Source organism: Mesorhizobium sp. B1-1-5 (assembly GCF_006443065.1).
In the GTDB taxonomy this organism is placed as follows: domain Bacteria; phylum Pseudomonadota; class Alphaproteobacteria; order Rhizobiales; family Rhizobiaceae; genus Mesorhizobium.
The window spans coordinates 1-9777 of sequence record NZ_VFWS01000159.1; the positions used below are offsets into that span (position 1 = coordinate 1).

Consider the following 9777-nt stretch of genomic DNA (forward strand, 5'->3'; position numbering starts at 1 on the left):
ATTTTCGCCGTGCTGGTCACCTTCAACGAATTCCTTTTCGCGCTGGCGCTGACCGCGACGCCGCGGGCGATGACCATGCCGCGCGGGACCGCCACGCTCATCGGGCGCATCGATACCGACTGGGCCTCGATGGCGGCCGCCGGCGTCATCGGAGCGTTGCCGATCGTGTTCTTCGCGCTGCTGGTGCAGCGGCACTTGGTTCGCGGCCTGACCATGGGCGCGGTGAAATGACTGCCGCTCGGATACACGAACCGGCCGGCAGCGCTGGAGCGGCCTGATGAGAAAGTCGAACGCATGATGGATGTTTGTCTGTTCGGGGTGGGGCTGATCGGCCGCGTGCATGCGAGCAATCTCGCGCGCCATCCGAAGGTGCGGCTGCGCTACGTCGTCGATCCCAATCGCGAGGCGGCCGAGAAGGTCGCCGCCGTAACCGGCGCCGAGATCGCGGACACCGAGCTCGTTATGAACGATCCGTCGGTGAAGATGGTGTTCATCGCATCGGCGACGCGCACCCACGCGGAGCTTGCCATGGCAGCGGCCGCGCATGGCAAGGCGATCTTCTGCGAGAAGCCGATCGATCTCGACCTCAAGCGCACCGACGAGTGCCTGGCCGCGGTCGCGAAGGCCGGCGTGCCGTTCCAGATCGGCTTCAACCGCCGCTTCGATCCGAGCTTCCGGGCGCTGAAGGAGCGCCTCGACGGCGGCGAGATCGGCGCCGTCGAGCAGGTCATCATCACCAGCCGCGATCCCGAACCGGAGACCGAGGAAGCGCTGGCCGGAGGCGGCGGCGTCTTTCGCGAGATGACCATCCACGACTTCGACATGGCGCGGAACATGCTTGGCGAGGAGCCTGTGGAGCTTTTCGCGACCGGCTCCTCGCTGGTGGCGCCGCAATACGGGAAGCTCGGCGACTACGACACCGCGATGTTCATCCTGCGGACGGCGTCCGGCCGGCAATGTCACATCAACAACAGCGTCAGGGCGGCCTATGGCTATGACCAGCGCATCGAGGTGCACGGCGCGGACGGCATGCTGCAGGCCGGCAACCGGCTGCCTACCTCGGTGGAATTGTATGGCGGCAAGGGCATATCGCGCGACAAGCCCTATTACTTCTTCGTCGAACGCTATGCGGAGTCCTACGCCGCCGAGATCGACCATTTCATCACCTGCGTCGAAACGGGCAGGCGGCCGGCAGTCACGGCCAGCGATGGGCGCAAGGCGATGATCCTTTGCGAAGCGGCGCTCGCGTCGGCCCGGTCCGGCAGGTTCGAGCCCGTAGAGCTGTGAGCGGATGGTCCGAAGCAAGCGGGAGTTTCCGAAATGAAGATTGGCATGATCACGGACAGCCTCGGCAACCTGTCCTTCGACGAGATGCTGCGCGCCTCGGCCGAGCTGGAGCTGGAGACGCTGGAGTTCGCCTGCGGCAACTGGTCGTCGGCGCCGCATATCGATCTGGCGGCCATGCTGGACAGCGCGACGACCCGGGCCGAATTCGTCGCCAAGATTCGCGACCACGGGCTGACGATCGCAGCGCTTAACTGCTCCGGCAACCCGCTGCATCCGGGACCGCAGGGCAAGCAGCATCGCCAGGTGACCGAGGACACGATCCGGCTGGCGAGTGTCCTGGGCATCGACCGCGTGGTGATGATGTCCGGACTGCCTGGAGGGCCGGGCGACGCCAACCCCAACTGGATCATCACCGACTGGCCGCCCGAATGCGCCGACATCCAGCGCTACCAGTGGGACGATTGCATCATCCCCTATTGGCGCAATCTCGTCGGATTTGCGGACAATCTGGGCATCAGGAAGCTTTGCCTGGAACTGCATGGGCATCAGGCCGTGTACAATGTCCAGACGCTGTTCCGGCTGCGCGATGCGGTCGGCGAGACGGTCGGCGCCAACTACGATCCGAGCCATCCGATGTGGATGGGCGCCGATCCCATCGCCGCCGTGCGCAAGCTTGGCTCGGCGATCTACTACGTCCACGCCAAGGACACACGCATCGAACCTATACCGGCCGCTATTGACGGCACGCTCGATACGCGCCCGCCAAATCATTATGCCGAAAGGGCCTGGAATTACATCACGCTCGGCTACGGCCACGGTGAAACCTGGTGGCGGCAGTTCTGCACCGCGCTGAAGCAGGCCGGCTATGACGACGTGTTGTCGATCGAGCACGAGGACATGATGCTGTCGCCGATGGAAGGCATGCGCAAATCCGTGGCGCTGCTGCGCAACGTCGCCATCAACCTGGCCTGAATGTTCAGATCCGAACCTGCATTGGCCGGCCACCGTGGGCCGTCATACCGGCCCCAGCGCTCGGCTCGATCACCTCACATCGACCCAGCGCTGCTCCTGGAACGAACGGGCCATGGCATGCACGGTGCGCTCGATCTCCAGCCCCTCGTCGAAGTCGACGATGCGGGCCGGCTTGCCGGCGATGCGCATCAGGAGCTCGCGGCATTCGATCATCTTGAGGTCGTTGAAGCCCAGCCCGTGGCCGGGCGCCGGCAGGAAGGAATCGTAGGGCCTGTGGTGCGGCGCGACCAGGATGGTACGGTAGCCCTGCTCGGTCGGTCGGTCGGCGGTGAGGTAGAGCTGAAACTCGTTCATCCGCTCCTGGTCGTAGAGGATCGAGCCTTTCGAGCCAAAAATCTGGATGGCGATGCGGCCCTTGCGGCCCCAGGCCGAGCGGTTGACCAGCAGCGAGCCGGCAACGCCGTTCTCCAGATGCATCAAGACGCTGGCGATGTCATAGGTCTCGACCGCGCGGCGAGCGCCCGACGCGGTCTTGCGGTCGGCATAGGGTTTGACCATGTCGCACATGACCCGGCTGACCCGGCCGAACAGCGCCCTGATCAGCGACAGTGGATGCACGGCGAAATCATCGAGCGCGCCATAGCCGGAAGAGGCCTCGTGCTTCCAGAAGAACGGCGCTTCGGGGTCGGCCATGAAATCCTCGTCCATCTCGATGCGCACGAGGTTGACGTCGCCGATGATCTTTTCCTCGAGCAGCGCGCCGATATGGCGGATGGCGGGGTTCTGGATGTAGTTGTAGCCGAGCACGGCGACCTTGCCGGATGTCTTCGCGGCCTTCGCCATCGCCTCGGCCTCGCCGAAGCTCGGCGCCATCGGCTTCTCGCACCACAGATGCTTGCCGGCTTCGAGGATGGCTATCGCCATTTCCGGGTGGAACTGGTTTGGCGTGGTCAGCGAGACGATCTCGACGTCCGGATCCTCGACCACGGCGCGCCAGTCGCCGGAGCCTTTTGCGAAGCCGAACTCGGCAGCTTTACGTTTGGCAAGCTCGTCGTTCACCTCGCCCAGATGCAGCAGTATCGGCTTGTCGACATCGGGAAAGACCGTGCCCACCGCGTTCCAGGCGATGGCGTGGCACTTGCCCATGAAGCCCGTGCCGATGAGGCCCACTCCGACCATGTCGATTGTCTCCAGGATAAAGGAAAGTATGTGTGGATGAATTAGTCCATTTTAGTAAAGAATGGAACATCTAAATCATTTTTTATGGTGTTCTTGCGCGAACTCGCTATGATGAGGCAGGAGAGGGACAAACCTTATGAGCGTGGGCGGAGCGACGATGGACGAACGGGTGCCTCGCGATTTCGAAACGCTGCGCGCGACGATCCTGGACAGGCGCGCGAGCCTGCCCAAGCGTATCGCGCAGATCGCCGCCTATGCGCTCGACAATCCCGACGACATCGCCTTCGGCACGGCGGCGAGCATAGCCGCTTCGGCCGGCGTGCAGCCCTCGACGCTGATCCGGTTTGCCCAGCAGCTCGGCTTCGACGGCTTCACCAGCCTGCAGCAGGTTTTCCGCGAGCGGCTGCGCGAGCGCAACTCCTCCTATGACGAGCGGCTGGCGGCGCTGCGCGCCAAGGCCGAGGAAGGCCGCGGGCATCGGGCGATCTTCGACGGCTTCGTCGCCGCCGCCAGCACCTCGCTGGGCGACATCTCACGCTCGCTCAACGATGCCCATTTCGAGGAGGCGGTGGCGCTCCTGGCTAAGGCCGAGACGATCTATGTGCTGGCCAAGCGCCGCTCCTATCCGGTGGCGTCCTACATCGCCTATGCGCTGGGCAAGCTCAAGATCCGCAACCAGCTGGTGGAATCGGCCGCGGGGCTGAACGCCGAGATGATCGGCTTCGCCACGCCGCGCGACGCCGTCATCGCCATCAGCTTCTCGCCTTACGCGCCGGCGACCATCGAGGAGACGCGCTCGATCGCCGAGCAGGGCGTGCCGATCGTGGCGATCACCGACTCGTCCTTCTCGCCGCTGGCGCAATTCGCCAAGGTCTGGTTCGAGGTCGCCGAGGCCGATTTCGGCGGCTTCCGCTCGATCTCGGCGACGATGGCGCTGGCGATGGCGCTGACCGTCGCCGTCGGCGAGAAGCGCCGCGAAGCCGGGCGCCGGCGCAAGGGCTGAGCCTCCCGGACGAGCGCTTTTCGGCTCGGGAATGCTCATTCCATATTGACTGTAGATTGGAATTAATATTTCATATTGACGACACCACGCCGTCGCCGGCGCGTGCTGTCCAAAACAACGCTGCTCTGCACAACAAGGCCGACGGGAGGTTCGAATGGGCGAAGCCGTGGAAGGGAAATACCCGCCGCTCGACGTCATCACCATCGGCCGCGCCTCGGTCGATCTCTATGGCCAGCAGATCGGCTCACGGCTGGAGGACATCACTTCTTTCGCCAAGTCGGTCGGCGGCTGCCCGGCCAATATTTCCGTCGGCACGGCAAGGCTCGGCCTGCGCTCGGCGCTGCTCACCCGCGTCGGCGACGAGCAGATGGGCCGCTTCATCCGCGAGCAGCTTCGGCGCGAGGGCGTTTCGGTCGACGGGCTGAAGACTGACAAGGAACGCCTGACGGCGCTGGTGCTGCTTTCGGTCGAGAGCGAAGGCGTCTCGCCGATGATCTTCTACCGTTCCGACTGCGCCGACATGGCGCTGGCCGAGGAGGATATCGACGAGGCGTTCATCGCCTCGGCGCGTTCCGTCGTCGTCACCGGCACGCATTTCTCCCGGCCGAATTCCGATGCAGCCCAGCGCAAGGCCATCCGCCTGATGAAGGCCCGTGGTGGCAAGGTTGTCTTCGACATCGACTACCGCCCGAACCTTTGGGGCCTCGCCGGCCATGCCGAGGGCTTCGAGCGCTACGTCAAGTCCGACCGCGTCTCGGCGCAGCTCAAGACCGTGCTGCCGGATTGCGATCTCATCGTCGGCACCGAGGAAGAGATCATGATCGCTTCCGGCGCCGACGATTGCCTCAGCGCGCTGAAGACGATCCGCGCGCTGTCGCCGGCCACCATCGTGCTGAAGCGCGGCGCCAAGGGCTGCATCGTCTATGACGGCCCGATCAGCGACGATCTCGAGGACGGCATCGTCGGCAAGGGTTTCCCGATCGAGATCTACAATGTGCTCGGCGCCGGCGACGCCTTCATGTCGGGCTTCCTGCGGGGCTGGCTCGGCGGCGAGAGTTTTGCGACGGCCGCGACCTGGGCCAATGCCTGCGGCGCCTTCGCCGTGTCGCGCCTGCTCTGCGCGCCGGAATACCCGACCTTTGAGGAGCTGCAGTTCTTTTTGAAGCACGGCAGCAAGCACCTTGCGCTGCGCAAGGACGAGGCGATCAACCACGTCCACTGGGCAACCACGCGCCGACGCGACATTCCCTCGCTGATGGCTTTGGCCTGCGACCATCGTGTGCAGTTGGAAGACGTTGCCGCCAAGGTCGGGGCCGACGTTGCGCGCATCCCCGATTTCAAGGTGCTCACCGTCAAGGCGGCGGCAAAGGTCGCCGCCGGCCGCGACGGTTATGGCATGCTGATCGACGAAAAATATGGCCGTGACGCCATGTTCGAATTCGCCCGCCATCCCTTCGCCTGGCTCGGCCGCCCGGTCGAATTGCCCGGGTCGCGGCCGCTGCGCTTCGAGTTTTCGCAGGACATCGGCTCGCAGCTCACCGAATGGCCGGTCGACCATTGCATCAAATGCCTGTGCTTCTATCACCCGGACGACTCGGAAGCGCTGAAGAGCGAGCAGCAGCAGAAGCTGCGCGCTTTATTCGAGGCGGCGCGGAAAGTCGGCCGCGAACTGCTGGTCGAGATCATCGCCGGCAAGCACGGCAAGCTCGACGACACCACCATTCCGCGCGCCCTGGAAGAACTCTATGCGCTGGGCATAAAGCCCGACTGGTGGAAGCTCGAGCCGCAGGCTTCCGCAGGCGCCTGGGCGAAGATCGAACAGGTGATCGTCAGGAACGATCCTTGGTGCCGTGGCGTGGTGCTGCTCGGGCTGGAAGCGCCGCAGGACGAGCTGGTCGCGGCCTTTGCGGCAACCGCCAAAGCGCCAATCGTCAAGGGCTTTGCCGTCGGTCGCACCATCTTCGTCAACGCCGCCGAACAATGGCTGGCCGGCCGGATGTCGGATGACGAGGCGATCGCCGACATGACCGCGCGCTTCGAGCAGCTGACCGAGGCATGGCTTGCCGCGCGCGGCCGCAAGGCTGCATAACAAGACCGCTGAAGAACCGCGGAGGAGACATTCAATGAGCACGACAATCCGCCTGACGATGGCGCAGGCGCTGACCCGCTTCCTCAGCCGGCAAATGACCGAGATCGACGAGAAGAAGGTGCCGATCTTCGGCGGCGTCTGGGCCATCTTCGGCCACGGCAATGTCGCGGGCATTGGCGAGGCGCTCTATCAGGTTCGCGACGAGCTGCCGACCTTCCGCGCCCACAATGAACAGGCGATGGCGCATGCGGCGATCGCCTATGGCAAGGCGAATTTCCGCCGCCGCTTCATGGCCGCGACCTCATCGATCGGCCCCGGCGCGCTCAACATGGTGACGGCCGCCGCCCTCGCGCATGTAAACCGGTTGCCCGTCCTGTTTTTGCCGGGCGATGTCTTCGCCAACCGCCTCCCGGACCCGGTGCTGCAGCAGGCCGAGGATTTCTCCGACGGCACCGCTACCGTCAACGACTGCTTCCGTCCCGTATCGCGCTATTTCGACCGGATCACGCGGCCGGAGCAGATCATCCCGGCGCTGAACCGCGCCATGCAGGTGCTGACCGATCCCGCCGGATGCGGCCCGGTGACGCTGTCGCTCTGCCAGGACGTGCAGGCCGAGGCCTATGATTATCCAGAAAGCCTGTTCGCCGAGCGTGTTTGGACGCCGCGCCGGCTGCGCCCGGACCGCAATGAATTGGCGGCGGCCGTCGCGGCGCTCAAGGGCGCCAAGAAGCCGCTGGTGATCGCCGGTGGCGGGGTGCTGTATTCGCAAGCTTCGGACGAGCTCGCCAAGCTGGTCCAGGGCGCCGGAATTCCGGTCTGCGAGACCCAGGGCGGCAAATCCTCGTTGCCAGACGACCATCCGCTCAACATGGCGGCGGTCGGCGTCACCGGCACGTCGGCCGCCAACCGGCTGGCGGAAGAGGCCGATGTCGTGCTCGCCGTCGGCACCAGGCTGCAGGATTTCACCACCGGCTCCTGGGCGCTGTTCAAGAATGCCGGCCGCACCATCATCGGCCTGAACACGCAAGGTTTCGACGCCGGCAAGCATTGGGCGCTGCCGCTGGTCGCCGACGCCGCCGAAGGGCTTGCCGAGCTGTCCGCCGCGCTGAAGGGCTGGAAGGCGCCGGCCGCGTGGACCGACAATGCATTGAAGGGCAAGACGGAGTGGCAGGCCGCCGCCGCCAAGGTTACCGCGTCGACTAACGCCGCCTATCCGTCCGATGCGCAAGTGATCGGCGCGGTGCAGCGCGCCATGGGCTCGGCCGTCACGCTGCTGCATGCCGCGGGCGGTCTGCCCGGCGAATTGCACAAGCTGTGGCAGGCCGGCGCGCCGGGCTCCTATCACGCCGAATACGGTTTCTCGACCATGGGCTACGAGATCGCCGGCGGGCTCGGCGTCAAGATGGCGAAGCCCGACCAGGAGGTCGTCGTCATGGTCGGCGACGGCTCCTATCTGATGCTCAATTCCGAGATCGCCACCTCGGTGATGCTTGGCCTGAAGCTTACCATCGTGCTCCTCGACAATCGCGGCTATGGCTGCATCAACCGGCTGCAGATGGCGACCGGCGGCGCCAACTTCAACAATCTCTTGAAGGACACGCGCCACGAGGTGATGCCGGACGTCGACTTCGCCGCCCACGCGGCAAGCCTCGGCGCCGTTGCCGAGAAGGTGGCGTCGATCGCCGAGCTGGAGACGGCGCTGTCCAAGGCCAAGAAGAACGACAAGACCACGGTGCTGGTCATCGACACCGACCCGCTGGTCTCGACCGAGGCCGGCGGCCATTGGTGGGACGTCGCCGTGCCGGAAGTCTCGTCGCGGCCGCAGGTCAATGCCGCGCGCAAGAACTACGAGGAAGCCGTGAGCAGCCGTCACGGTTGAGCCGGCCTCGCAACGAACCGACATTGGAGTGACGACTTGAAAGCCAAACTGGGCATGTCCCCCATCGCATGGTGGAATGACGATCTCGTGGAATTGAGCGATGACGTGTCGCTGGAGGAATGCCTGAGCCAGTCGCGCTCGGCCGGCTTCACCGGCATGGAGATGGGCCGCCGCTTCCCCAACGATCCGAAGGTGATGCTGCCGATCCTGAAGGAGGCCGACGTCACGCTTTGCGGCGGCTGGTTCTCGGGCACGCTGGTCAATGAGGATCTGGCCAGGAACAAGGACCGCATCCAGCCGATGATCGACCTGTTCAAGGCGGTCGACGCACCCTGCATCGTCTATGGCGAGGTTGGCCGGTCCATCCAGGGCGACCGCTCCAAGCCTCTGGCCACCAAGCCGAAACTTTCAGACGACGAGATGAAGGCCTATGGCCGCCGCGTCACCGAGTTCGGCGAATGGTGCGCCGAGCAGGGCATGCCGCTCTCCTACCATCACCACATGGGGGCGGTGGTCGAGACCGAGCCGGAGCTCGACGCCTTCATGCGCAACTCCGGCGAAGGCATTCCGCTGCTGCTCGATGCCGGCCATCTCGCCTTTGCCGGCGGCGACGTGCTGCGCGCCATCGACAACCACCACAAGCGCATCAACCACGTCCATGTGAAGGATGTTCGCATGGGCGTGATCGACGGGCTCGACCGGACAAAACAGTCCTTCCTCGACGCCGTGGCGCTCGGCGCCTTCACCGTGCCGGGTGACGGCTCGCTCGATTTCGGCGCTATCGTGCAGCGTTTCGCCGATCATAGCTATGAAGGCTGGTTCGTGGTCGAAGCCGAGCAGGATCCGAAGAAGAACCCGCCGCTCAAGATGGCTGAGGTCGGCCACAAGGAGCTGATGCGAGTGATGACGGCCGCCGGCTACACGGTGGAGACACAAGGTTTTCCAGCCTGAACGGTGGATTAGTCGGGGCGCCCGGTCTATCTGGTGCGCTTTGGCAAAATCCTGGATTGGCGCGATGAAAGACTATGAGCATCCCTTCTTCCGGCCGCTGTGGCGCCGCATCGCCGTCGTCGCGGTCTGCCTCATCTGGTCGGTGATCGAATTCGCCTCCGGCACACCCTTCTGGGGCGTCATCGCGCTGGGCTTCGCCGGTTACGCGGTGTGGCAGTTTTTCTATCTCTACAAGCCGGCGGAGGAGAACAAGGCCGACGTCGAACCAAAAGAGTGAGTGATCCATGGCTCGAGAGCTTCTACGGATCGGATACTGCGTGCATGGCGGATCGCATACGTTGGCGATTAGCCGAAACGCTCCTCGCTTCGTCATCCTAGGGCGAAGCAAGGAGCGCAGCGACGCGGCGCAGACCCTAG

8 protein-coding genes and 1 pseudogene are annotated in these 9777 nt (G+C 64.7%); 8 read left to right on the top strand and 1 reads right to left on the bottom strand.

All coding sequences use genetic code 11. The features are described from left to right. The 3 genes and pseudogenes from FJ980_RS34810 to FJ980_RS27665 all read left to right on the top strand — a co-directional run. Nucleotides 1-231 (top strand): annotated as a pseudogene (locus FJ980_RS34810) (carbohydrate ABC transporter permease); the annotation flags it as partial. Between the two features lie 63 nt (nucleotides 232-294). Continuing rightward, nucleotides 295-1287 carry an inositol 2-dehydrogenase gene (gene iolG / locus FJ980_RS27660; protein ID WP_140546839.1) on the top strand — a complete coding sequence of 331 codons (993 nt, stop codon included), beginning with the start codon at nucleotides 295-297 and terminating at the stop codon, nucleotides 1285-1287. A 45-nt stretch (nucleotides 1288-1332) separates the two neighbouring features. Beyond that, nucleotides 1333-2259, top strand: coding sequence for a sugar phosphate isomerase/epimerase (locus FJ980_RS27665; RefSeq protein WP_246676572.1), 927 nt, complete (start codon nucleotides 1333-1335; stop codon nucleotides 2257-2259). Nucleotides 2260-2328: 69 nt separating this feature from the next. On the opposite strand, the gene FJ980_RS27670 is transcribed toward FJ980_RS27665, so the two are convergent. Further along, nucleotides 2329-3438: a Gfo/Idh/MocA family oxidoreductase gene (locus FJ980_RS27670; RefSeq protein ID WP_140546841.1), complete on the bottom strand. Its 1110-nt coding sequence runs from the start codon at nucleotides 3436-3438 to the stop codon at nucleotides 2329-2331. Nucleotides 3439-3595: 157 nt separating this feature from the next. Here FJ980_RS27670 and FJ980_RS27675 point away from each other — a divergent pair, with 157 nt between their 5' ends. From FJ980_RS27675 to FJ980_RS27695, 5 genes are all read left to right on the top strand, one after another. Next, nucleotides 3596-4441, top strand: a complete 846-nt coding sequence (locus FJ980_RS27675; RefSeq protein WP_176477064.1) for a MurR/RpiR family transcriptional regulator — start codon at nucleotides 3596-3598, stop codon at nucleotides 4439-4441. Between the two features lie 154 nt (nucleotides 4442-4595). Then, nucleotides 4596-6530, top strand: a complete 1935-nt coding sequence (iolC, locus tag FJ980_RS27680) for a 5-dehydro-2-deoxygluconokinase (RefSeq protein WP_140546842.1) — start codon at nucleotides 4596-4598, stop codon at nucleotides 6528-6530. Nucleotides 6531-6564: 34 nt separating this feature from the next. Continuing rightward, complete coding sequence (gene iolD / locus FJ980_RS27685) at nucleotides 6565-8409, top strand: 3D-(3,5/4)-trihydroxycyclohexane-1,2-dione acylhydrolase (decyclizing) (RefSeq protein WP_140546843.1); 1845 nt, start codon at nucleotides 6565-6567, stop codon at nucleotides 8407-8409. A 36-nt stretch (nucleotides 8410-8445) separates the two neighbouring features. Further along, the gene (gene iolE, locus FJ980_RS27690) at nucleotides 8446-9360 is read left to right on the top strand and encodes a myo-inosose-2 dehydratase (protein ID WP_140546844.1); all 915 of its coding nucleotides are present in this window, start codon (nucleotides 8446-8448) and stop codon (nucleotides 9358-9360) included. Between the two features lie 64 nt (nucleotides 9361-9424). Further along, the gene (locus FJ980_RS27695) at nucleotides 9425-9637 is read left to right on the top strand and encodes a DUF3329 domain-containing protein (RefSeq protein WP_140546845.1); all 213 of its coding nucleotides are present in this window, start codon (nucleotides 9425-9427) and stop codon (nucleotides 9635-9637) included. Nucleotides 9638-9777: the final 140 nt, after the last annotated feature.